General features: G+C 63.9%; 18 protein-coding genes and 1 tRNA gene. 8 read left to right on the forward strand and 11 right to left on the reverse strand.

Annotated elements, in window-relative coordinates; genetic code table 11:
• Nucleotides 1-4: 4 nt before the first annotated feature.
• Nucleotides 5-604 carry a hypothetical protein gene (locus ACE3PR_RS09165; RefSeq protein ID WP_374370891.1) on the reverse strand — a complete coding sequence of 200 codons (600 nt, stop codon included), beginning with the start codon at nt 602-604 and terminating at the stop codon, nt 5-7.
• A 321-nt stretch (nt 605-925) separates the two neighbouring features.
• Between ACE3PR_RS09165 and ACE3PR_RS09170 the strand changes: the two genes are divergently transcribed.
• The 3 genes from ACE3PR_RS09170 to ACE3PR_RS09180 all read left to right on the forward strand — a co-directional run bounded on the left by ACE3PR_RS09170 (nt 926) and on the right by ACE3PR_RS09180 (nt 5,402).
• The gene (locus ACE3PR_RS09170) at nt 926-1,882 is read left to right on the forward strand and encodes an autotransporter outer membrane beta-barrel domain-containing protein (RefSeq protein ID WP_374370893.1); all 957 of its coding nucleotides are present in this window, start codon (nt 926-928) and stop codon (nt 1,880-1,882) included.
• Nucleotides 1,883-1,985: 103 nt separating this feature from the next.
• Entirely contained in the window at nt 1,986-4,301 is a 2,316-nt protein-coding gene (locus ACE3PR_RS09175; RefSeq protein ID WP_374370895.1) for a caspase family protein, read from the forward strand.
• An 84-nt stretch (nt 4,302-4,385) separates the two neighbouring features.
• On the forward strand, nt 4,386-5,402 hold the full coding sequence (locus tag ACE3PR_RS09180) for an ornithine cyclodeaminase family protein (protein ID WP_374370897.1): 1,017 nt from the start codon (nt 4,386-4,388) through the stop codon (nt 5,400-5,402).
• Between the two features lie 6 nt (nt 5,403-5,408).
• Here ACE3PR_RS09180 and ACE3PR_RS09185 read toward each other — a convergent pair whose 3' ends face one another.
• From ACE3PR_RS09185 to ACE3PR_RS09200, 4 genes are all read right to left on the reverse strand, one after another.
• Nucleotides 5,409-5,762 carry a hypothetical protein gene (locus tag ACE3PR_RS09185; protein ID WP_374370899.1) on the reverse strand — a complete coding sequence of 118 codons (354 nt, stop codon included), beginning with the start codon at nt 5,760-5,762 and terminating at the stop codon, nt 5,409-5,411.
• 110 nt (nt 5,763-5,872) lie between these two features.
• Nucleotides 5,873-10,186: a translocation/assembly module TamB domain-containing protein gene (locus ACE3PR_RS09190; protein ID WP_374370901.1), complete on the reverse strand. Its 4,314-nt coding sequence runs from the start codon at nt 10,184-10,186 to the stop codon at nt 5,873-5,875.
• The gene (locus tag ACE3PR_RS09195) at nt 10,186-11,979 is read right to left on the reverse strand and encodes an autotransporter assembly complex family protein (RefSeq protein ID WP_374370903.1); all 1,794 of its coding nucleotides are present in this window, start codon (nt 11,977-11,979) and stop codon (nt 10,186-10,188) included. Before ACE3PR_RS09195 ends, ACE3PR_RS09190 begins: the two co-directional genes overlap by 1 nt.
• Nucleotides 11,980-12,180: 201 nt before the next feature.
• Entirely contained in the window at nt 12,181-12,528 is a 348-nt protein-coding gene (locus tag ACE3PR_RS09200) for an Mpo1-like protein (protein ID WP_374370905.1), read from the reverse strand.
• Nucleotides 12,529-12,709: 181 nt separating this feature from the next.
• Here ACE3PR_RS09200 and ACE3PR_RS09205 point away from each other — a divergent pair.
• The 3 genes from ACE3PR_RS09205 (at nt 12,710) to ACE3PR_RS09215 (ending at nt 14,705) form a co-directional block, all read left to right on the forward strand.
• Nucleotides 12,710-12,784, forward strand: a tRNA-Met gene (locus tag ACE3PR_RS09205).
• Nucleotides 12,785-12,836: 52 nt separating this feature from the next.
• Nucleotides 12,837-14,108 (forward strand): class I SAM-dependent RNA methyltransferase, encoded by a 1,272-nt coding sequence (locus ACE3PR_RS09210; protein ID WP_374370907.1) that lies wholly within the window; start codon nt 12,837-12,839, stop codon nt 14,106-14,108.
• Nucleotides 14,109-14,279: 171 nt separating this feature from the next.
• Nucleotides 14,280-14,705 (forward strand): hypothetical protein, encoded by a 426-nt coding sequence (locus ACE3PR_RS09215; protein WP_374370909.1) that lies wholly within the window; start codon nt 14,280-14,282, stop codon nt 14,703-14,705.
• A 13-nt stretch (nt 14,706-14,718) separates the two neighbouring features.
• Here the strand turns inward: ACE3PR_RS09215 and ACE3PR_RS09220 are convergent, their stop codons facing one another.
• The 6 genes from ACE3PR_RS09220 to ACE3PR_RS09245 all read right to left on the reverse strand — a co-directional run bounded on the left by ACE3PR_RS09220 (nt 14,719) and on the right by ACE3PR_RS09245 (nt 20,582).
• On the reverse strand, nt 14,719-15,174 hold the full coding sequence (locus tag ACE3PR_RS09220) for a helix-turn-helix domain-containing protein (RefSeq protein WP_374370911.1): 456 nt from the start codon (nt 15,172-15,174) through the stop codon (nt 14,719-14,721).
• Nucleotides 15,175-16,257: a hypothetical protein gene (locus ACE3PR_RS09225; RefSeq protein WP_374370913.1), complete on the reverse strand. Its 1,083-nt coding sequence runs from the start codon at nt 16,255-16,257 to the stop codon at nt 15,175-15,177.
• Nucleotides 16,254-16,985 (reverse strand): TfuA-like protein, encoded by a 732-nt coding sequence (locus tag ACE3PR_RS09230; RefSeq protein WP_374370915.1) that lies wholly within the window; start codon nt 16,983-16,985, stop codon nt 16,254-16,256. Before ACE3PR_RS09230 ends, ACE3PR_RS09225 begins: the two co-directional genes overlap by 4 nt.
• The gene (locus ACE3PR_RS09235) at nt 16,982-18,163 is read right to left on the reverse strand and encodes a YcaO-like family protein (RefSeq protein ID WP_374370917.1); all 1,182 of its coding nucleotides are present in this window, start codon (nt 18,161-18,163) and stop codon (nt 16,982-16,984) included. The genes ACE3PR_RS09230 and ACE3PR_RS09235 overlap by 4 nt, the downstream gene beginning before the upstream one ends.
• 64 nt (nt 18,164-18,227) lie before the next feature.
• Complete coding sequence (locus ACE3PR_RS09240) at nt 18,228-18,629, reverse strand: hypothetical protein (protein WP_374370919.1); 402 nt, start codon at nt 18,627-18,629, stop codon at nt 18,228-18,230.
• A 27-nt stretch (nt 18,630-18,656) separates the two neighbouring features.
• Nucleotides 18,657-20,582 carry a BTAD domain-containing putative transcriptional regulator gene (locus tag ACE3PR_RS09245; protein WP_374370921.1) on the reverse strand — a complete coding sequence of 642 codons (1,926 nt, stop codon included), beginning with the start codon at nt 20,580-20,582 and terminating at the stop codon, nt 18,657-18,659.
• A 262-nt stretch (nt 20,583-20,844) separates the two neighbouring features.
• Between ACE3PR_RS09245 and ACE3PR_RS09250 the strand changes: the two genes are divergently transcribed.
• Nucleotides 20,845-21,528 (forward strand): helix-turn-helix transcriptional regulator, encoded by a 684-nt coding sequence (locus ACE3PR_RS09250; protein ID WP_374370923.1) that lies wholly within the window; start codon nt 20,845-20,847, stop codon nt 21,526-21,528.
• A complete protein-coding gene (locus ACE3PR_RS09255; protein WP_374370925.1) occupies nt 21,504-22,574 on the forward strand; it encodes a sensor histidine kinase in 1,071 nt (356 codons plus the stop codon). Before ACE3PR_RS09250 ends, ACE3PR_RS09255 begins: the two co-directional genes overlap by 25 nt.
• Nucleotides 22,575-22,644 lie beyond the last annotated feature (70 nt).

Consider the following 22,644-nt stretch of genomic DNA (forward strand, 5'->3'; position numbering starts at 1 on the left):
GCGCTCAATCGACGTTGATTGCCCGCTCAGTGGTCCCGCCGCCGGCTTTGGCGGCCGGATCGATTTCGATCGTCAGCGGCTCACGATCGCCGCTCTTGATCAAATAAGTCTTGCCCGGCTCAAGCTCCACCTTCTCGGCGGCAAGATCTATGCGGCCATTGTCGGATTGAAGCTTCCTGACAATCTGGTTGGTATCTGCCGCCACAATTTCCACGAAAAGCGGCTGGCTCTTGCTCCCCAGCAGCAGCGGGGTCCGGGTGAAGACATGGCGCAGAGACGGCGCCGGGCGGAAGGCGATGGTGGCGCTTTCCTGCGCTTCCGCGGCGGTGAGAACCAGGCGCGGCTCGGCGCATTTCACTTCGGTACGGCTCACCTCGCCGCCGGTCACCTCGGATTGCTTGGCGCCGATCACCACCTTGCCGCCGGTGATCGTCTCCACGACACAGGAGGTCAGATAGCCGATGACGATGGTCTCACCAGCCCCCAGACTGAACTCGGTCCCCTCAGCCAGTTGGTCGAATTCCTGGATTCCAGCAGATGCGGCAGCGCCCTGATCGACGATCGCAACCCGCTTCGACGCCGCGAGAGCGAATCCACCGGCCAATCCGCCAAGAAGAGTGACGCCAACCGATAAAGATATGATTTTACTAAATATTTTCATGGCCATACCTAGCTGGAACCGCTTGCGGCGGCGTGCGACCTCAGGATCATATAGAGCCGATAGGGTTAGTCACTATCGCAATGCCACGGGTTTGTGCGGTCTGTCACGCTTAGCAATGTTTTAGTAAGCCTGCCCTAGGCAGGGGCATTGGAATGAGGTATTCGACCATCCGTTCAACAATGTCGTCAACGCGGAATCGGCTCATTTGCCTGCTGAATGCCAGCGCAGAGGACAACAAAGAAGCAATCTCTACGAGGGACGATTATGACCTTTTGGGCAAGATCACTGCGGGTCGCGCTGGCGACCACGATTCTTTCAGGTGTCACCTGCTCATTGGCGATGGCCGATGACGAGATCGAGAAGAAGATCCGCGACGAGGTAAGCCGTCGCGTCAACGACGCGATCACCAAGCGCATCGGCGACGACGTCACTTCGGATATGGATGGCATGCCGGATGCCGGCTACACCAATTCCGTCTGGCTGACCCCCAGCTACACCAACATCACCAGCGACAATGACAGCTTGATCGAAGAAGCCGGCAGCAGCTTCAGCGCGGATCTATGGACCGTGCCGCTGGGCATCGATCACCGCTTCGGCGACAATCTTTTTGTCGGCCTGTCGCTCGCTTACGCGAATTCGGCCGCCGATATTGACGTCGATGACAGCGACATCGATTCCGATTTCTACGCCAACACCTATACCGTGGCGCCCTACATCGCCTATCGCTTCGGCGATTACTTCTTTGCCAGCGGTTTGTTCTCCTATGCCTATACCGATGGCAAGGCCACGACCGACGACACGCCGGATGAGGACGTCGACAGCCAGGCCTACTCGACCGAAATCGCGTTGAACGCCGCGGCGCCGATCGACAACTTCATCCTCAAAGGCAAGGTCGGCTGGCGTTATGCCTATACCGAGCTGCTGGAAAACAGCACGCCGCAGGCCGATGACGACAGCGACATCCATACCGCCGTGCTCTCGACCGAAGTCGGCTACAATTTCGACCCCTTCGTTCCCTATTTCGGCCTGCAATATGAACATGCCTGGCCCGAGAACGTGCCCGAGGCTCCGGAAGGCGACCAGGACTTCCTGTATGTCTCGGCCGGTGTCCGTGGTTCGATCAACGACGTGTTCTCGCTCGGCGCCGGTGTCCGCGCCGAAGTGATCAACAACGAAACCAACCAGATCGGTGGCCAGTTGGAGTTCAAGGCTCGCTTCTGATCGCCATCGGCGGTTTCGGGATGACATGAGGGGGCGTTGCCTGCCGCGGCGGGTACGCCCCCTTTCGTTTTATGGGAACGGACCTCAATCGGGAGTTCGTCGGATGACGCTTCGCACCACTCGCCTTCGCACCTTTGCCGCGCTCGCTTTGCTGGCCGGCACGGCGCCTGCCGCGGCGCAGGATGCCGTCTTCGATGCGATCGGCAGCCATATTTTCGAGAACGTGGTCTATGCCCAGGCCCAGCTCCGGGTCACGACACCTCTCGTAAAACTGACCGGCGTGTCCGTGGGAACCGGCGGCGACAGCTTCGTCATTCTGGGCAGCGACGGTGCCTATCGCCTGTGGAATCTGCAGGCCGGCAGCCAGCGCGCCAGCATCAAGGCCCCCAAGGGAACCGCCTTCGCCCCCACCGCCAGCGGCACGGCCCTGTTGGTGGGCGGCGGCGATGGCGGCGTGCAAATGATCGACCCTCTGAGCGGCAAGGCCTTCGCGGCTCTCTCCGGCGCCGGTGCCGCGATCTCAACCCTCACCACAAGTGCCGACGATCAGATGGTCCTGGCCGGCACGGCTGCGGGCGGCGTCACCGCCTGGAATCTCGACACCAACCAGATCGCCTGGCAGGGCGCGGTTTCCGCCGGCGCCATACAACGCCTCGCTTTGTCACCAAACGGCCAACACGCTGCCGCCATCGATCAGGCCGGCGCCGCCTTCCTGCTCGATCCCAAGGGCGGCAAGGCGCAGCCGCAAGGCAATCTCGGCGAGGCACCGGCCGCCCTTCACATCGACGACCAGGGCAGCCTCGTCGCCATCGGCAAGTCCGGGACCGTGTTGCGTTCTCAAGGCCAGCTCAATATCGATAGCCTCACCCTGGCCGATATCGGCTTCAGCGGCGCCAATGCCGTTGTCCTGCGCGGCGATGGCGCGGTCGATCTCGTGGACCTCAAGACCGGCAAAAGGATTCACGAGATCACCGAGACCGAGGGTGCCATCGTCGGCCTCATCTATGACGAAGCTGCCGCCAAGGTGATCCTGATCGCCGCCGACGGCACCATGCTGATCCATGACACCGTTACCAGGGAACAGGTGCTCTCGGTCTTCATCTCGGCCCAGGGCTGGGCACTCATCGACCGGCAAGGCCGCTTCGACGGATCGAGCTCGGGGCTGCGTGGCATCGAATGGGCGGTGAAGAAGTCGAACTTCCCGATCACCTCCTTGACCCAGGCTTTCGCCGATCCCGGCATGCTCTCGGCCGTGCTGAAGAACGACGACCGCGATCTGCGTGCCGTTCCCGGCAATCCGGTCGAAAACTTCCCCCTGCCGCCCAGGGTCGAGATCGAATCGCTCAGCACCGAGCGCGTCGGCGACAAGCCCTATCAGTTGCTGGTGATCGCCGAGGACCAGGGCGGCGGCATCAAGGATGTCCGGCTCTATCACAACGGCAAGATCGTCGATGTCGGTGCCATCCTGGAACAGAAGGATGCCGAAGCCGACGGCAAGCGCGTGCGCGTCATCGGCTACAACGTCTGGCCGGTGCCGGGTCCCAATGTCTTTCAGGCAATCGCCACCGGTGCCTATGACAATGCCGGCGAGCAGGCGGAGCTGCGCGAGACCTTCTCCGGCGAGCCCCGCCGCGGCCGCCTCAATCTCATCACCGTGGGCGTTTCCGATTACGGCCGCCTGCCCAAGCAATATCAGCTCAAGGTGGCCGCCGAGGATGCGGGCCGCGTCAAGACGGCGGTGGCCAGCCATTCGAAAGGCCTCTTCACCGAGATTGCCTCGACCGATCTCACCAATGCCAGGGCGACGAAACAGCAGATCGTCGCTGCACTCGACGGATTGAAGACCGCAAAATCCGAGGATTCCGTCATTCTCTTCCTCTCCGGTCACGGCGTCACCGATGGCGAGGAATGGTATTTCCTGCCGCATGATGCCACCGCCGATGACAGCGCCACCTGGCTCTCGGCCAGCGACATCCGCGCCGCCTTGGAAAAATCCGGCGCGCAGCGCGTCTTCGTCATCATCGATGCCTGCTATTCCGGCGGCACGGTCGAGAATTTCTATGCCGTGACCTCGTTCCAGAAGCGCTTCCTCACCAACGGCCTCAGGAGTTCCGGCATCCAGGTCCTGACCGCCACAAGGCGCGACCAGCAGGCGCCGGAAAGCGCCGAGCTCGGCGCCGGGTTCCTCACCTATCTGGTCGATCAGGCACTCAAGGGGAAAGGCGATGTCGATCCGCGCGACGGCTGGATCTCGTCGCAGGAGGTGGCAAAGTTCACCTATCAGGCGCTCCCCGAACTCTTCCTCGCGCAGCGCGAGAAAAACCCCAAGGCCTTCCGCACGGTCTATGGGTCGGACGTGCAGGAGCCGGACATCTACACGGTGGGCGCCGATCTCCTGATCGCCAAGACGGGGCAATAATCCGCCACTTTCCGGGTTTCCTTGGCGATGCGGCTCGACCATACTCGGCCGCCGCCAAACAACCGCCAGGAACCCGGAACGCCGATGTCAGCCAGTTCGCAGCCGATCTTCATCACCTTTCTCAACGGCGCGGATGTCGCCCAACTGGCCCTCACCGATGACGAGATATTGGCGGCCGTCGAAGAGGGCCTGCTGGCGCAAGGCCGGCAGCAGACGGTGATCGAGCCGCGCGTGCATCTGATCCCGGAAAGCTCGTCGATCGGCCATTTCAACGTGTTGCGCGGCGTGGTGAAGCCCCTGGGTCTCGCCGGGGTCAAGGTCGTGGGCGATTTTGTCGGCAATTACCAGCGCGGGCTGCCCTCCGAAATGGCGGTGCTCAACCTGTTCGACCCGGAAACCGGCATGCCCAAGGCGATCCTGGACGCCACCGCCATCACCGATATGCGGACGGGTGCCGTGACGGCTTTGGGCGCCAAGCATCTCGCCCGAAAATCCTCGAAGATCCTTGGGCATATCGGGGCCCGCGGCACGTCCTATTGGAATGTCCGTCTGCTCAACCATCTCTTCGATTTCGACGAGATCCGAATCCATTCCAAGCGCCCCGAGAGCCGCAACGCTTTCGCGGCACGCCTCACCCAGGATCTCGGCAAGAAGATCACCGTCACCGAGGATTGGGAATCCTGCGTCCGCGACGCCGACATCATTGTCGAGGCCTCGCGCCTGCCGGAACCCACCCCGATGCTGAAAACCGCCTGGATCAAGCGCGGGGCGCTCGCCATTCCCTATGGCACCATGAGCGCCGTCGAACTCTCGCTCACCGACATCATGGACAAGATGGTGGTCGATGATTGGGGCCAGTGCCGCAAGGGCCTGCCCTTCGGCGCGCTGCGGCAGCATGTCGACAGCGACCGTCTCACGGAACAGAATCTCCACGCCGAACTGGGCCAGATCGTCGCCGGCCTGAAACCCGGCCGGCAATCGGATGACGAGACCAACCTCTTCTGGCATCGCGGCCTGTCGCTCAGCGACATCGCCCTCGGCCATGCCTTGCTGCAGAAGGCGGCTCGGCTCGGCCTCGGTCAGCAGCTCCGTTTCGCCTGACCGGCCCTACTTCTTCCAGGCCAACTCGAAGCCCAGAACCTCGTCGTCCTCCAGTTCTTCGTCTTCGAGTTCTAGCGGCTCGCCTTCATCGTCCTCGAATTCGTCGTCGAGATCCTCATCTTCCTCCTCGGGAATGTCGAGGATCTCTTCGCCATACATCTCGACCAGGGTCGAGCGCAGGGCCTCGAGCAATTCGTCGCTGGCACCATTGTCCTCCAGCAGACGGACGGTGTCGGCCGAGATGAAGTAATCCGTATCCTGCGAATCCTCCTCCTCCAGTTGTTCGACCAGGAACTGGATGTCCTCGTCGCTCACCGTGCCGATTTCCTTGCCCGTATCCTTGTTCACCAGTCTCGGCATACCGCTTCCCCTCATCGCTGATTTCGATTCATGCCGCAGGATGACGAAATCATCCCCAATGTTTCAACAGAAAAATCCGGACCGGCTTGCCGCAATCGGTCATCGATCTGTCAATAATCCCATTCCCAGTTCACGCCGGCCTTGCTCGCATCGGCGCCGAGCTCCGTCTCCACCTTGACGTTGGGCGTCACCTCGACCTCCACGGTGGCGGCGCTGGAATTCCCCGCCGCGCCCTGGCGAACACCGACATAAACGCGGTCGCTGACATAGCGCCCGGCACTGAGGCTGGGGCCGGTCGTGCCGTCACCGGAATCGACGCTCAGCCGGTCGAGGCCGGTCGCCCCCCGCACCGCATCCAGCATACCGACACCGGTATCGACCCCCGCCAGTTCCGCCGCCGCCTGGGCCAGTTGCAGAGCCTCGAAGGCGGTCAGCGATCCGCTGGCCTTCCCGAACAGCAGGCGCGAGAGCACCTCGTCCTCGGGAAGTGCCGGCGTCGAACTCAAGGTGATTTTCGGGAAGCTCGCCCGCCCGCCGACATTGATTGCGATGTCGTAATTCTCGGCCTTGGCGCCAGCGACGAAATCCAGGATGGGATCGACCTTCTCCCCGCCATCGAATTCGACCTTGCCGCGGCTGAAATCGAGATGCCGGCCGACGATGTCGAGCGTGCCGCGCCGCATCGCCACCTCGCCCGTCACGATCGGCTGGTCCGCCGTCCCGGTCACCGCCAGCGCTCCCTCCATCTCGGCATCGAGACCCCGGCCGCGGATCGCCATTTTTTGCGGAATGTCGATCTTGATGTCGAGTGCCACGTCGAGAGTCTTTGCTGGCGGCTTCGCTTCCTCCGCCAGCTTCTGCGCGCGTTCAGGGGGCGTGTTCACTTCGACATAGGCGATTTCCTGCACACTGGCCGGCAGGCGATCGGGAATGCGCAATTCGGATTTCGGTACCGTGACCGTGCCGGTGAGCGCGACCTCGGATTTCGCCGTGCCCACCAGACGGAGATCCGCATCAACGATGGCAAAGGCGGTATCCGTATTGATGACCTGGGCCTGAACGAGTTTCAGGGCAACTTCGATCGGCATGTCGCCTTCCAGTGACAGCCCCCCATTGGCCGATATCTGGCCCTTGCCCGGCGTGCGCGCCGAGAAGGACGCCACCTCGAAACGGTCGCCATCGCCACGCAATTCGGCAGTCATGTCCTTCAGCTTGATGCCGTAGCGGACATTCTCGTAGCGCCCCTCGCTCAAGGTGGCATTGCCCGCGACCAGAGGCTGCGCCAAGGTGCCATTGGCACCGAGATCGATCCGCATCTTGCCGGAAATCCGGTCGGCGCCACCCGCGATGAACCGGTTCACCAGTGCCAGATCGAGATCCCCGCTCACCCTGGCGTCGAACGGCGCGTTTTCGGCCAGTTGCGGCGCACCGGTCGCGGGATCGGCGCCCAGCCCCAGAGAGGTGTTTATATCGAGGCCGCCCCCGGTCGAGAAAGTCAGCTTGCCGGTGGATCGCAGCATCGCATCGCGCCAATCGCCCTTGAGATCGAGCGCCAGGGATATTCCGGAGGCATGACCGAAAGTCACGTCCTTGGCCGCGAGATCGATATCGGCAGTGGGATCCGCGCGCGAGCCCGCCAGCACCACCCGGCCATTGATCTCGCCGCCAATATCCTGTGTCGGATCAACCATGCGCAGCAGGCCCAGGGACAGCCGATTGATCGCCAGATCGACGTCATTTCCCTCCGGCCCCATGCGGCCGTCGAGCGTGACGCCACCCTCGCCATAGCCGAGATCGAACCCGGCAATTTCGATCGTCTCACCGCTCTGCGTGATACGTGCCGGCCCACGCAGTGCCAGCGTCTCGCCCCGGATCTCCGCCGACAACTGCGCGATCGTGGCGGCAATTCCCGCTTCATTGCGCGCAACATCACCGGCAAAGGCGATCCGCGCCTCTGGCCCGCTGGCATCCAGTTTGAGGTCGAGAGCCGCGGCGTTCCCGGAAGCCGTTAGCGCCACCTGATCGAACTGTACCTGATCCGCGGCAAGCGAGGCGACATCAAGGCGCGCCTCGATATTCTGCGCGCCGGTCGCATCGCCGATGGTTCCGGCCAGTTTGAGGCTGGCAATGCGCATAGCATCGGCGAGGGCCAGATCCTCGGCACCGAGATCGATGGCGACATCCTGCTGGCCGCCCCGGTTGCGCAGCCCGATATTCCCCATCACCGCGCCCGACATCGCCGATCCAGCCAGGGGCGCATAGGGCGCGATATCCGCGATCGCCAACTTGATCTCGCCATCGGCAATCCCGGCCAGCAGGCGCAGCTTGCCGCTGACGGCACTGGGACCATGGCGGAGTGCCAAATCGTCGATACGCAGGGCGCCACTTTCCGGCTCGCTCAACAAGGCCAGCGTGAGACGCGCCGGCTGCCCGATCACATTGGCCGATCCGGTGATTTTCGCCTGCGGCGCCGCTGCCAGGTTTTCCGCCGTGATCTCCAGCACAAGGTTATCGGTCCTGATGCCATCGTAGAGAATTTCCGGCGAGGTCAGACCCGCCCGCAGGCGCGGCGCCGATAACGTCCCGTCCATCGCAAAGACGAGATCTAGCTTGCCGCGCGCGGCCGGGTCGAGCGCGGCAAGATCGCCGAGTGCTGCCCGTCCTTTGAGATCGACACCCTCCTCCGCCAGCACGCCCTTGGCGTTCGCGGTGACAGCCTTGCCGGTGAGATCGAAGGTCTCGAGGTCGATACGCCCCTCGGAATCGCGCGCGGCAACGAGCGAGAATTGGGGTGCTGCCCCCAGCACGCCGTCGATCGCCGCTATCCCCGTCACCAGCGACGTCCCGTTGCCGGCAGCATCGACCCGCATCCCGGCCGGGCTGAGATCGAGCGTCATATCCATGGCGAGCGCACCGGCGAGAGTCATGCCGCCCGCCGCCGGCACCTTGGCAAGATCCGGTGCGTTCAATTGCGCCTCGGCCGACAGCACCTCGCCCCAATTTTCGGCACTGGCCTGCCCGGCCAGCGCGAGCGCCCCGGCAGCAACATCGAGTGAATCCAGGGTGATCGTGCCGTCAAGATCGAAGGCGCCATTGCCAGCGAGCGTCACGCCCTCGGCCAGAAGCGCATTGGCTTCCGGCGTGCCGAGATCGATGCCGGCCGCATCCACCAGCAGATCGAACCGGTTCGCCTCGTTCTGGAAATCGTCGCTTTCCAGAGTGGCGGCGAGATCGATCGAGCCGATCCGGTTGCCGGCCGCCACCAGATCGGAAACCGATGCCGAGGCGGTGAGATTGATCATAGGCCAGGTGCCCGTGAGTTCACCGTCGAGAGCCGCCGCCTGCCAGGTGATATCGGGAAGCAGGCTCGCCAGTGCCGCCGCGTTGTCGGCCGTGATCGAAAAGGCAAGATCGCTTTCCCGCGTGATGCCCAATCGCCCCTGCATCGACACATGCGCGGCCACGCTGTCGAGCTGGAATTCCCGGATGTCGATGGCATCGCGCACCACGGGAACACCGAGCGTCGCCGTGAGTTGCAGGCCGCCCTCGGTCAGCGCCGCGAGATCGGCGGGCAACAGAGGTGCTGGTGCCGCATTCATCTGCAACGCAACAACGCGGTCTTCTGCCCCGGTGACATGGGCCTGAATGTCGAGCAGGCTGTTGCCATTGAGGGTGGCGGCGAGGCTGCCCTGCCAATCCGAAAGCGGTCCGTCGCCGAAAGCATCGATTTTGAGATTGGGTTCGCCCAGCAGACCGAGAGATTTGGTCAGCAAACCACCCTTTGGTTCCTGCACGACCAGCGCCAGATCGAGGCGATCCGTGGCCGGCAGATAATCCACCGTGGCATCGACGATATCCGTCCCGCCGTCGAGCCGCTGCAGATTGAGTTGGAGATGGAGCCCTTTATCGGCATCGCCGAGGCTGGCCTGCGCCGCCGCCTCGAACAAGGCCGGCTCACCCAGGATCGGCGCCCCGAGCGCGATCTCCGTCACCTTCAGTTCATGGAGCTCGATCGCCACGGGCAAAGATGGCAGAGCGAGGCCACCTTCTTCTTCCGCCGGTGCTTCTTCTTCAGCAGATGCATTCGGCGTACGCGACAGATCGACCCTGCCCACGACGATCCGGTCGATCTCGGCGACGCCCCCCACAAGGCTCATCGGAGACCAGGCGATCTCGACCCTATCGACGGCCAGCCATTCGCCCGCCTTGTCCGACATCGCGACATTCCGAATTGCGAAATCGAACGGCACGAAGCCGTCGATCGCCCCGATCCGCAAGGCGCTGCCGTCGCCCGCGGCCGCCGCCTCGATCTGGGCAATCAACAATCCGCGGCCATGCTCCGTCTGCAGATAGGCGAACATCGCCAACAGCACACCGACCAATCCGGCGATCCCGAGCAACGCATATGTCAGGATCCGGCGCATCAGAAGGCTTGCCCGATGCTGATATAGAAGGCGGCGAAATCGTCGTCCTCGCGCGGGTTGAGCGGCACGGCGACATCGGCGCGGATCGGCCCGATCGCCGTGTAATAGCGGAAGCCGAGGCCGGCGGCGAATTGCATCGGCTCGTCAAAGCCCCAGAACACCTCATCCGAGACCGTGCCGAAATCGAAGAACGGCACCAGCCCGAAATTGTCGAGGAAGCGATAGCGCAATTCCACGCTGCCGGTGACCAGGCTGCGACCGCCCAGCGGATCGTCATCCTTGTCGAGCGGCGAGATCGAGCGGAATTCATAGCCGCGCACCGATCCGCCCCCGCCGGCATAGAGCCGCCGGTCGGCGGGCAAATCGCTGGTATCGCCGCCAAAGACATTGGCAAGCCCCATGCGCCCGGCCAGCACCAGATCGCCCTCACCCGCGAGATTGAGATAGCCGGAGGCATCGGCGCTGGTGCCGATCACGTCCTGGCTGGAGCCGATAAATTCCGGATAGGCGAAGCCCGAGACCACCAGGCGCGTGCCGGAGGTGGGATTGAGGAGATCGGTGGTGGTGTCATGCTTGAAGGAGACACGCGGCCCCACCAGGAAAAAATGGTCGGTCTCGCCATCCTCGGTGATGCGCGAGGCTTCGACATCCATCCCCGCGGTAACGCTCATCCGCTCATTGAGGCGCCGCTCGATCGCCGCCGATCCCGCCACCGCCTGCTTGTCGAAGGTATCCTCGTCATTCTCTTCGGTGGCCGAGAGATTGAGCAGCAGATCCTGCTGCCGCGCGATAAAATCCGGCTTCTGAAACGCCGCCGTGACGGCATAATTGGTATCGATCAGCGAATTCTCGCCAAGCCCGCCCACATCCGCTTCGAGGCGCAGCCTCTCGGCATTGCCGAAGAGATTGCGATGCCCCCAATAGGCCTTGAGGCCCGCCCCTTCATTGGTCGAATAATTGGCGCCGAAGCCGATGAAATGCCGTTTCCGTTCGGTGACCTCGATCGAGACCGGCAATTGCCCGTTGGCATCGAGTTCCTTGGCAGTCGTCACCTTGACGCTGTCGAAGACATCAAGCGAGCGGAGATCGTCGCGCAAGGCGACAATCGCCGCCGGATCGTAAAGCTGACCCGGAACCGATGCCGTGCGGTTGCGCATAAAATCGGGCTCGACCTGCGTCAACCCGTTGATGGCAACCGGGCCGATTGTCGCCTGCGGGCCGGAATGAACCTCGAAGGCAATCGCGACATTGCCGGTGGCGTGATCGACCACCGCGGGTTTGAGATCGACCCGCGCGAAGGGATAGCCCTGCGCCAGGATCACGTTCAGCAATCGCTCGCGCTCGGTGAGAATATCGGCCGCGCGCGCCGGGGTGCCGGCCGTCAATTGCGGGACGAGGCCGCTGGGCAACCCGCTCGCAACCGAAGCGGGCCGTATCTCCACGGTACCGATCGTGAAGAGCCGCCCCGGTTCTATGCCGATCTCGACCGGCAGCACGGCATCTGCCGCCACCTCCTCATCCAGCAGCGCGGTATCGTCGACCGCGCGGCCGGCAACCTGGATCGCCACCTCGCCGGCGTAATAGCCGGCCGAGCGCAGGGCCTTCTCGATCCGCGGCACATCCCCATCGGCGCGACGCTGCAGGCCGAAGAGATCCTCCGGCGGGGATTGCTGCAATTCGATGAGGGTGGAACTCGCCTCGACGGCCGCCGCGAGCCCCGCATCCTCCAGCGGCGTCACCGTGACCTGATATTCCAGCGCAACCGCCTGGCCCTGGAGCAACAGAACGCCCAACGCCCCACTCAAAAGCGAAATAGCGCCAATCCGGCCAAGACGCCGCGCCGCCGCAAAGGCACGACATCCGATGTCAGAAAATGCTGCTATGCCCCAACCCTCGCCGCCAAACACATCCCGTCGCAATAGAGACGCATTCTGGCGCCGCGGGTTCCCGATTGCGACCCAAAAATTCCCAATTGTCCCAAGCGGATAAAGTCGCTAACGCCTCTCCCTGCGATCCGGCAGGTGCCGCGCGATCTCGGCCTCCAGGCGCCCGCCCAGCGCCAGCCCCACCATGTGGAAATCGGCGCGCAGGCTCCAGAGCGGATGGCGGAAAGTAGCCGGCCGGTTGCGCTCAACAAAGAAATGCCCGGTCCAGGCCAGGCCATAGGCGAAAACGGGCGCCGCCAGCACCGGCCACCAGGAACTGATAATCACCGCGGCGATCAGGCAGAGCGCGGCACCCAGCGTCCCCACCACATGCAGGCGCCGCGTCGACCTGTGGCTATGCTCGCCCAGATAGACCGGCCAGAACTCGGCATAACTCGCTGGATCAGCCCGCGCCATCCTTGCCTCCGCCCGATGCCTTCGGATTCCGCTTGAGGATGCCGAAAACACCCATATATTTCAATCGATTGAGTTATTCTTGACAGCGCCCCCGGGGGGCATATATACGCTCCCAGCCGGCGGCATCCCGTCCTCTCCGACGCGCCGGCCCCGGCGGGCCCTTCTGGCCCACACGCGATGTGGCACCGTAGCTCAGCGGTAGAGCAGGGGAATCATAATCCCTTGGTCGGCGGTTCAAATCCGTCCGGTGCTACCATTTCCGCCGACCGAAAGCTTTCGCGTAACGATGAACGGGTGGCGGTAGTCAGATGCGTAGTCCTCGCCGTCCCCGTGCCGATGAAACGCCGCGCAAGCCGCAGCCTGTCGCTACGCGGCCTGCCCCGCCACCGCGCAAACCTGCGCCCAAGCAACATGTCGCCGCCGTTTCTGGCAGGGAAACAGATGACCGGATCGCCGACGGCGCCTTCGAGATCTTCCTGGTCGCGGCTCCCGGCTTCGAGCCTGTGCTGCTCGCCGAAGCGCAGGCCAATGGCTTCAAGCAACCGGTCCTGGTCAAAGGTGGCGTCACCATCCAGGGTGGCTGGCCCGAAGTGTGGCGCGCCAATCTCATGCTGCGCGGCGCCAGCAGCGTCTTCGCGCGGATCGGCGCCTTCCCGGTTTTCCATCTGGCGCAGCTCGACAAGCGGGCGCACAAGCTCCCCTGGGGAAAGTTCCTGCGCAAGGACGTGCCGTTCCGCGTCGAGGCCAGTTGCAAGCATTCCAAGATCTATCACTCCGGGGCGGCGGCCGAGCGCATTCAAACCGCGATTGTCGAGACCCTCGGCGCACCCGTCTCACCCGAAGCCGACCTCTGCATCAAGGTGCGCATCGAGGACGATCTCTGCACCATCAGCATCGATACCTCCGGGGAATCGCTCCACAAGCGCGGCCACAAGGAAGCGGTCAACAAGGCGCCGATGCGCGAGACCCTGGCCGCGCTCTTCCTGCGCCAATGCGGTTATGACGGCAGCGAACCGGTACTCGATCCGATGTGCGGTTCCGGCACTTTCGTGATCGAGGCGGCGGAGATCGCCGCCAAACTCGCCCCCGGCAGGTCGCGCTCTTTCGCCTTCGAACAATTAGCGAGCTTCGACGCGGCGGCCTGGCAGAAGATGCGCAAGACCAGTACATCCCAGATGCCCGCCTTGCGCTTCTACGGCTGCGACCGCGATGCCGGCGCCATCACCATGAGCCGCGCCAATGCCGAACGCGCTGGCGTGGCCGAAATCACCTCATTCCGGCAGGCGGCCATCGGCGGCCTGACTGCGCCCGGCGGCCCGCCCGGCCTGGTCATCGTCAACCCGCCTTACGGCACGCGCCTGGGCGACAAGAAGCGGCTCTACCAATTATACGGCGCGCTCGGCCAGACATTGCGGTCGCGCTTTGCCGGCTGGCGCGTGGCGGTCATCACGACAGATGCCGCGCTGGCGAAGGCCTGCCACCTGCCCTTCGGCACCCCGTCCGGCCCGGTTTCCCATGGCGGCCAGCGGGTATCCTTGTTCCTCACCGACCCGCTGCCGCCGGTCGCCTCAAGCTACTGATAATTCGTCCCTTTGGGGCGCCGCTTCATCTCACCTATCCCCGCCTCACCCTCCCTCTCTCCGGCGTTTCACGCCCACGTCACGCTCCTGGCGATAGGAAGGGATCGTGCAGGCTTCGGCATGTCTCCGCTGGGCGAGACAGGGGCCTGTGCGATGCTGGGGGAGGTTTTCATGCAACATATCGGCAGCACGATGGTGGAGACCCAGGTCTCCAGTTCACCAATCCGTCGGGTTCGAATCGCCAAGGACGCCACGCAAATTCAACGCGCGGCGCTGCGATCGCTGGCCCGCGCCTTCGACACCGCCGCGCAACGCCTGGCGGCGGCCATGGATCAATCGGCCCGCGACATCGACGAACTCCTCTATCTGGCGCGACAGCTCGATTGGGTCAGCCATCGCCGCAGCCTGATCCAGACGGCCCAGGGCCGCGGCCCGGAGGTCATCGCCTATGTCTTCGCCGATTGCCCCGAAGCCAAGCATGTCGAATCCCTGGCCGATGAAGCCGTGACTCTGCTCGGCCAAAAGGCATCGCTGCCGGCGGCCCTCAATCTGCTCAGCTATATCGATCTGGAGATGGGCTGGCGCGCCTCGGCCTAAAGCACGACGCCGTTCAATCCTCGGCGGTGCGTGCCAAAGCGCGGGCAAGATCGACGATCTGGCGGCGGATCTTGCGGTCCCTGATCTTGAAATAGGCGCGGACGAGTTCCAGCGTCTCGCGCCGCATCATGTCGTCGCCGCCACCCTCCTCGACCGGCGCGGGCACCGCCCCCTGCAGCCGGCCGGGGCTTTGCTTCTGCGTCTCCGACGACATGCCTTCGAAGAAATAGGGAATGGAAACGTCGAGCACGCGGGCGAGGTCATAGAGCCGGCTGGAACTGATGCGGTTGGCGCCGCGCTCGTATTTCTGGATCTGCTGGAAGGTAAGCCCCGTCAACTCGGCGATACGTACCTGGGTCAGGCCCAGCAAGGTACGGCGCTGGCGCAGCCTTTCACCGACATGGACGTCGATCGGGTTGGGGAACCCCTTGCTCGCCCGGCGATCCGATGACTTTCGATTACGTGCCATTCACGCCACTCCCTTGGCAATGGGGTTCCAGCGGGACACCACCTTGGACGCACATCGGATGGCACCCCCGGAACGAACGAATGCGCTCCACCCATATACCCCTATTACGTCAAAGCCGAGATTCTGCCAAATCTCCCGGTTATGCGTATCGAAATCGGCCAAGGTTGCTTCGGCATCGCCGAATTGCGGCAGCCAGATCCGGGGCCGTCCGGTCAGGTTTTTGGCACGGACTTCATTCTCAACCGCCACATTATTATAGGCCCGGAGCGCCGGATTTGGCGCAAAACCGGGGTTCGCCAAAAACGGAACTTTGTTGCGAAGTATGGTAAATCCGTCTTCCTCCAGCCGCCGCGCACTGGCATCCATCTGTTCGGCCCAGCCCTCCATGCGCGGCCCATCGGGATCGGCACTCTTGCGTGGATCGGCCACCAGGAGAATCGGCCGCCCATCCCGATCGCTGCAACCCGTGACCGAGACGACAAGATCGATATGATGCGGCTGCTGCGCCAGACGCGGCGGCGCCCCGCGTTGTGTCAGCGCAAAGCCGAAGACATGCAGGCGCCGCGCATCGAAGGCCGCATGCGCGGCGGGTCCTTGCCCCAGCGGCGTGCGCGCGAGGCTGGCGGCACCCACCAGACGGAAATCCGGTCCGGTCAGCGTATTGCCGCCGGCAAGGACCATATCCGTCGCGCTCAATTCCGCCCCCAGGACCGGCGCCAGCCAGCTTGCGTGACGCCCCGGCCGATCCGCCTTAATGAGATGGCGCAGGATCCGGCGCTCATTCTCACGAGCGACCATGAAGGAATCCTGCGTCCACACTTCCGCCTCCAGCAGCGGCGCATCCTTGCCGGTGCTAACCGGCACCAGGTCGCAAGACAGCGACAGCCCATTCGCCCAGGCGCGGAATTCGGCCGCCTCGGGATCATCGATGAGGAGATAGAGCGTGACGCCCCGCGGCCAGGCTTCGGCCAGCCGCGCCAGCGCAGCCCCCTTGCCGTCCGCCGGATTCATCAGCAGGCGCAAGGGCACGGTCATCGCCACCGCCTCGATCGCGCCACCGCAATCGGGCATCAAGCCGTTCATGAAAGAGACCGTCCGGCCATCTCGCGCTCAAGCTCGTCCAGAAATAGCGTGCGGTTGAGCGGCGCCGGCAGCAATGACGAACCAGGCGCATTCTCGGGCAAGGCGCGGATCGCGGCGATGAGGGCCAGGGCATCCTCGCTCTTGCGGCTCACGCGATGCGTGGCAAGGCTCTCCAGTAAATCCGCGGGCACGCCCGCCGCCGCGATGATCGCGGGCCAAATACGGGCCTTGAAATGCAATTGCCGCGCAGCATCACGCAACCTATCTGCAAGATCCGGCGCCAGCAGGCCCAGCGCCGCCATCTGTTCCAGTGTCGCCTCGATGTCGACCAGGGCCTCGGTCAAAGGCCGGTATTGCAAGGCCGCCGGCGCATGCGCGATCGCGACATCGGCATCCGATGTGCGGCGGCCCTCGGCATAATCGCGATAGACACTGCCGATTCCGATCATGCCGAAAGCCGCGCATTCCGCCGCGCGAAGCGCACCCATGCTGGCAGCGCCCAGCACCGGAATACCGCTCTCCAGCGCCACCAATATTTCCTTGTGCCAGATCGCGGTGCCGTTTTCGAACGTGCCGTCGATAATGCCGATCGCCGCCGGGGCTTCCGCCACGCTGGCCAGAATGTCGCCCTTGGCAGCGGGCGGCCGCAAGTGAATGCCCGCGAGGCGTTCCGGTGGAATGCCATAAAGGCTGGGGCCGGCGAAGACGATGCGAGAATGCGGGATCATCCGGCCCTCATCAGCGCATCCAGAATGCCGGCGCCACCGCGCAAGGTGCCGCCCTCGCCGCCCGATCCCAGATCCGGCACCAGGACGCGGGCGACATGAAGCGGTATTTCCGGCGGCTGCAGATCGAAGGCATAGACCGTGTCGATCCCGGCGGATTTCAAACAGGCCATGACATGGGCGAGACGCGCGGCCGGCGATGCCAGGCTGTCGCGCGGGCGATGTCCCGTCACCTCCCGCAACGCCACCACCGGCAAGGCGCCGTCCGGCAATTGCGCGCGTGATCCTTGATAGGCGAAACCCTTGATGTCGTCGCGCGCCCCGGCGATATCCGTCGCCCGCGACTGCACGCATTCCAGCAAGGCCGCCGCCGCCGCGTCGCCGGCATCGGGGCGGCAGGCGAAACCCGCGGTCAGCGTGCCGCCGATGCCCCCCTCACCCACCACCTCGCGCATGAAAAAGCAGCCGATGACCGGCAAAGCCACACGTCCGGCCAGGGCAAAGAAATGCGGTGTGAAACCCGCCGCCTGGACCTTCGTCACCAGATCGTCGAGCTCGGCGTGATCGCCCGGAAGATAGGCGATGCGGCGCGCGATTGCCGGCACCCAGCCGAGGAGGTCGAGTGTCGCGGTTGCATCGTGCTCGATCGCTTCCAGGAGCGCATGGGCGATGACCGCCTCCCGGTCATTGCCCGCGGCGAGGCCGATTGAGGACATGCGGAAAGCGGCGTGATCCCAGGGCGTCCGGGCGCGAAGATCCAATCCCAGCAATTCATAGGGCGCGAAAATTTCTGCGCCCGAATTGAGTTCGATGCCGCGCCCCCAGGCATAACGATGCGCGGGCCGGATCCGGGCCGGATCGCAGCGGGTCAAACGCTCGAACGGCACCAGCTTGCGCGTCTTGCTCGCCATTTCGGCCAGATCGCCGAAACAGCGCACGATATCCTCCGGCCGCTCCGCGACGGCACCCTCCGCCGCCTCCATCACCGCCGAGATACGCGCCAGCGCCTCACCGGCTCCTTTCCCTTGCGCCACCGAGAGCGCACGGGAATTCGGCCGCGTCGCGAACCAGACCGGAATGCCGATCGAATCCAGACCCGTGATGTCGCCCACACGCGTGATGCCGAGTTGCCTCAGCAAAGCAGGCGCGGCCAAGCCGGTGGTGAAAAAATGATCGGGCAAGGCGCTTTATGCCACTGGGCGGGAAAACGCCATCGCCGCAACCAACCGACGATGGCGCCTCAAATCAATCCAGCGGCGCGTCGCGCAACTGGACGAAATCCTCGGGCGATGCCGGCGGGCTGAGATGCCCAAGCGCCTTGCTGATCGGCGCGACGATGGAGCGGTAGGTCTTCCAGTCCGCATCATTGATGTCCGCGACAAAGCAGAACTGTGCATCGGAAACCGTTGCTCCGGCGCCAATCATCTTGCCGATCGCCTCATAGGACGTATCCACATCGGGAATCGTCTGGCTGGTCGCGGTCTTGTTGATGATCGCCTTGGCGCCGGCCGCGATCTTGCCAAAGACCGATGCAAAAGTTTCGTTGTGGCTGGACGCATAGGCGTCGATTGTCGCCTTGCTGATGTGAGTCGTCATCAGCGGCGATGTCTTCACAAACAGGATCCCCGATTCCGGATCGCCGATCACATATAACTTGCCCATTGTTCCTCCATTCTAGATCCCCGCCATCCGGAGACCATGTTCCAGTTGCTTGCGATGTTCTTCCTGCCGATAGGGCACCATCCGAATCATGGCTGATGGTTCGACGCCAGGATACAGTTCTTGTATCCGCCTCGCATAGCCGCGCGCCAGGTCGGCGTTGCCAAGCATGGCGTGACTCGCCGCGAGCAATCTGAGAACCGAGGTATCCGATTCCATCCGATCGCACATCTTGATCGCTTCAGCATACTCGCTGCGATGAAAGGCGATGCTCGCCCCGACCCACAGATAGTGATCCGGCGGATAGGGGTTGAGATCGATCGCACGCTGGAACCGTTCCCACCCCGCCGCCACGGCACCGAGGCAATAGAGCGCATCCGCGTGCTGCACCAGGAGATCCGCCGAATTGGGGTTCATGGATTCCGCCATGGCGAATTTCTCGGCCGAGAAATCGAAATCGCGTTGATAGAGGGCGGCGACGCCGCTCATCAGATGACCAAAGCCCGCACCGGGATCGAGATCCACGGCATGCTCCGCCCGCGTGCGGGCCGTGGTGAGGAGTTCCGGGTCATTGCCGCCGCGCATGATCCATTCCAGATAGAGCGTCTGGGCAATGCGGGCATGCCCCAGTGCCATGTCGCGATTGAGCTCGGTCGCCGCCTGGAAGGATTTACGGGCCCGGCGCAGCCTTGGCAGATCGCAGTTCCGCAGCAGGTTCTGGCCTTCGAGATAGTGGCGGTAGGCGTCCGCGACACCCTCCCGGCGCATGTTCTCGAACATATGCCGCTCGACCGAGGCGGCGACGGAACTCGCCACGCGCAGCGAGAGCAGGCGGAAGGATTGCGACAATTCCGAGGGAGCGAAGGAAAACTCGCCCGCCCAGGCGATCTCGCCGCCATGGCAATCGGCCATGCGCAGGACCAGGACCTGCGCTTGCTCGCCGGGCTTCACAAAACCGCTCACCGTGTAATCGGCGCGGAGCTTGGAATTGTCGACCGGCATGCCGGAATCGTGGTCGAGCTTGAAGGATGAATGCGGCGCCAGCACGGTGAAGGTGCGATAGCGCGCCAATTCATTGGCGACATCCTCGATGAGCGCCGTGAGGATCGCCGGCCGCTCTTTGGTGCCCAGCCAGGCGGGCGCCAGGAAAGCGACGCGCGGCATCGTCGCACCTTGCTGCGGCGATGCCGCCGGGGCCGCCTGGGCCGGCATGGGTGCCCGTAGCGAGAGGACACGGCGATAGACCGCCGCCGTCTCGGGCTGGACCGCGCCGCCCTCCTCCGCCTGCAACATCGCCGTCAGCCGGGCATAGGTCGCCTCGGCATCGGCGATCATGCCGTTGCGGCCATAGGCCTCGATCAGCACGCGATAGCTCGCCTCCCGCTCCGGATCGACCGACAGCAAACGATCGGCGACGGCGGCTAGATCGGTCTCGGGCGCGCGGCCGAAGCGGGTGAGTTCGATGAGATGCGAGGTCACCGCCGCGAAGAAGCGCTCGCGCAGGCGACCGCGCTCGACAGTCAGCCAATGCGAGAAGGAATCGGTGAAATCGGTGATCCCCTCCAGCAAATCGCCGCGAAAGAGCGCGATCACCTCGCCGGGCGCCGCGGCGGCTGCGTCGAGCAGGCGGCACAGATCGATCCCGGCGGCCGCATCGCCCAGGCCCACGACCCGGCCGTCGGTCACCAGCAGATCGGGAAGATGCGGCGCCGCGCGCCGCAGCCGCGTCAGCAATTGCCTGAGATTGGTGAGTGCCGCCGTATCGCTGGGGGCATCCCAAAGAAGCGAGGCCAATTCCTGGCGGCCAAACCGGCGCGAGGGTGCGAGCGCCAGCAGCGCCAAAAGCTGGTAGCCCTTGGCCGGAAAGACCATACCGGCAACCGGACGTCGCATTTCCGGGAGGCCGAGCAGGCATATATCGTTAGGAACGCGGCCGCTCATTTCCCCAAACCATCCCAATGCAGCCATCCCAGTGCAGCCACCCGACTATCCTTGATCGCTGTGACCGGCGCAAGGCGACAGCGTTAACGATTTTATCCGATCCTACGTCACTCTAAATATAACACATTGAAAACACTCTGTTCCGTTGATGATCACGGCGTCACGCCAGCGTCACGCCCTCCCCGCCATTCTGTGTTCAGCCAAGGCTCCCGGCCCGCCACACCCGGCGAAACCTCAGTCAACCGGCCATGAACAGGAACAAATGCTCGCATCTGATCTCACCACGACATTGGGTATGGAAGGCGGCGCGGATGCTCTGCGCGGCCACGATGTCCTGGCCCTGGTTTGCCCGGATTGGCGCGCGCCCTCGCTGGTACTGGATGGCCGCACCGGCTGTGTCGTCTATGCCAATGGGCCCTGCCTGAAGCTGCTGGCCGAGGCGCGCATCATGCGCCTCCAGAACGGCCGGCCGGAATTCCTTGCCGCCGGCCTCACCGAGCGCTTTCAGCAGACCCTGGCCGCCATGCTGGCCAACGCCACCGAAAACGCCGTCCTCGTCGAATTGATGGGCGGCGGTCCGGTCACGATCTCGGTCACCATCCGCAACACCCAGGGATTCTACCGCGACATCCTGCAGCGCAGCGTCAGCGATGCCCAGGAAGCGAGCCAATTGGTGGTCGCCGAAATCGCGACCAGCCAGGACGAAGCCGATACCGCCGCGCTCCATGCTTTCGCCCAGAAATTCGATCTGACCACGTTGGAGCGCGAGATCGCCGACCTCACCTTGCGCGGTCTCTCGGTCCGCGAAATCGCCATCTGGAAAAACATGCCCCAACCCATCCTGCGGCAGCGCCTGGACTCACTTCTAATGAAGACCCATTGCCGCAGCCAATCCGAACTCGTGCGCCTGGTGATGACCTTATGTCCGACTGCACCGCGTCCATGACCATGCGCAAGGATCTCGACATGGGCCTCGCCGTTACCCCCCAGCCGTCAATAGCGGCGCCAATGCCGATCCGCGATCGCCTGGGACAAATGGCGGAACGGCACGGGCCGGCGGCTGCCGCGATCCTCGCTTTGGCCGGCATTCTGTTGCTGGTCCATCTGGCGTCGGATACCTCGCCCCATCAGGGGTTTCTTCTTGCCGCAGCCCTGGTTGTGGCGAGCAGCATCTTCTATCTGTGGCAGGGCATCACCGCGCGGGATCAGCGCCTTGCCGCGCGTGAAGCCGCCTGCCTCGCCGCAGCGGCGGCCAATCAGCGGAAATCCGAGTTCCTCTCGCATATGAGCCACGAGCTGCGCACGCCCTTGAATGCCATTCTGGGCTTCTCCGAGGTAATCCGCGACGGTCGGATGGCCGCGAACGATCCGTCCAAGGACCGCGAATACGCAGGCGACATCCATTACAGCGCCCAGCACATGCTCTCGGTCGTCAACAATATCCTCGACCTCGCCAAGGTTGAGAGCGGCAAATGGGTGATGGTCGAAGCCGACATGGCGCTGGAGGAATTGCTGACCGCGACCCAGCGGCTGGCGAACGAGCGCGCCATGCGCGAGCAGGTGCAGCTCACCCTCGATGCCATTCCCGGCGATGTCGTGATCTACGGTGACCAGCGGGTGCTGTGCCAGGCTCTGCTCAACCTCACCATCAATGCGATCAAGTTCGCCGGCACCGACCGTCAGGTGGCCCTTGCCGCCGCGCATGGCCCGGATGGCGCGCTGGAGATCCGCGTGCGCGATGGCGGCCCCGGCATGAACGCCGAGCAGATCGCCCGCGCCATGAGACCGTTCGAGGCACCGCTGCCGGATGGCAATGGCCGCCGCAAAAAGCATGACACGGGTCTTGGCTTGCCGCTCGCCGCCGCCTTCATCGAATTGCATGGTGGCGCCCTGATCATCGAGAGCGAGGCTGGAACTGGAACAACCGCCCGCCTGTGCCTGCCCGCGGACCGGATTCGCCAGCTCAAAACACAAGCCGGCGCCGTTGCCTGATGATCCCGGCGCCTGACAATCCCGGCGCCTGACATTCGTCGATTAATCAATATTTCATCACTTTATAGGA

Origin of the sequence: Dongia sp., from assembly GCF_041909655.1 — a bacterium.
In the GTDB taxonomy this organism is placed as follows: domain Bacteria; phylum Pseudomonadota; class Alphaproteobacteria; order Dongiales; family Dongiaceae; genus Dongia.

What these genes read in the sequence shown, in the direction of transcription:
- ACE3PR_RS09170 (WP_374370893.1), top strand. Translation starts at nt 926, where the DNA reads ATGACCTTTTGGGCAAGATCACTGCGGGTCGCGCTGGCGACCACGATT.
- ACE3PR_RS09175 (WP_374370895.1), top strand. Translation starts at nt 1,986, where the DNA reads ATGACGCTTCGCACCACTCGCCTTCGCACCTTTGCCGCGCTCGCTTTG.
- ACE3PR_RS09180 (WP_374370897.1), top strand. Translation starts at nt 4,386, where the DNA reads ATGTCAGCCAGTTCGCAGCCGATCTTCATCACCTTTCTCAACGGCGCG.
- ACE3PR_RS09185 (WP_374370899.1), bottom strand. Translation starts at nt 5,762, where the DNA reads ATGCCGAGACTGGTGAACAAGGATACGGGCAAGGAAATCGGCACGGTG.
- ACE3PR_RS09190 (WP_374370901.1), bottom strand. Translation starts at nt 10,186, where the DNA reads ATGCGCCGGATCCTGACATATGCGTTGCTCGGGATCGCCGGATTGGTC.
- ACE3PR_RS09200 (WP_374370905.1), bottom strand. Translation starts at nt 12,528, where the DNA reads ATGGCGCGGGCTGATCCAGCGAGTTATGCCGAGTTCTGGCCGGTCTAT.
- ACE3PR_RS09210 (WP_374370907.1), top strand. Translation starts at nt 12,837, where the DNA reads ATGCGTAGTCCTCGCCGTCCCCGTGCCGATGAAACGCCGCGCAAGCCG.
- ACE3PR_RS09215 (WP_374370909.1), top strand. Translation starts at nt 14,280, where the DNA reads ATGCAACATATCGGCAGCACGATGGTGGAGACCCAGGTCTCCAGTTCA.
- ACE3PR_RS09220 (WP_374370911.1), bottom strand. Translation starts at nt 15,174, where the DNA reads ATGGCACGTAATCGAAAGTCATCGGATCGCCGGGCGAGCAAGGGGTTC.
- ACE3PR_RS09225 (WP_374370913.1), bottom strand. Translation starts at nt 16,257, where the DNA reads ATGAACGGCTTGATGCCCGATTGCGGTGGCGCGATCGAGGCGGTGGCG.
- ACE3PR_RS09230 (WP_374370915.1), bottom strand. Translation starts at nt 16,985, where the DNA reads ATGATCCCGCATTCTCGCATCGTCTTCGCCGGCCCCAGCCTTTATGGC.
- ACE3PR_RS09245 (WP_374370921.1), bottom strand. Translation starts at nt 20,582, where the DNA reads ATGAGCGGCCGCGTTCCTAACGATATATGCCTGCTCGGCCTCCCGGAA.
- ACE3PR_RS09250 (WP_374370923.1), top strand. Translation starts at nt 20,845, where the DNA reads ATGCTCGCATCTGATCTCACCACGACATTGGGTATGGAAGGCGGCGCG.
- ACE3PR_RS09255 (WP_374370925.1), top strand. Translation starts at nt 21,504, where the DNA reads ATGTCCGACTGCACCGCGTCCATGACCATGCGCAAGGATCTCGACATG.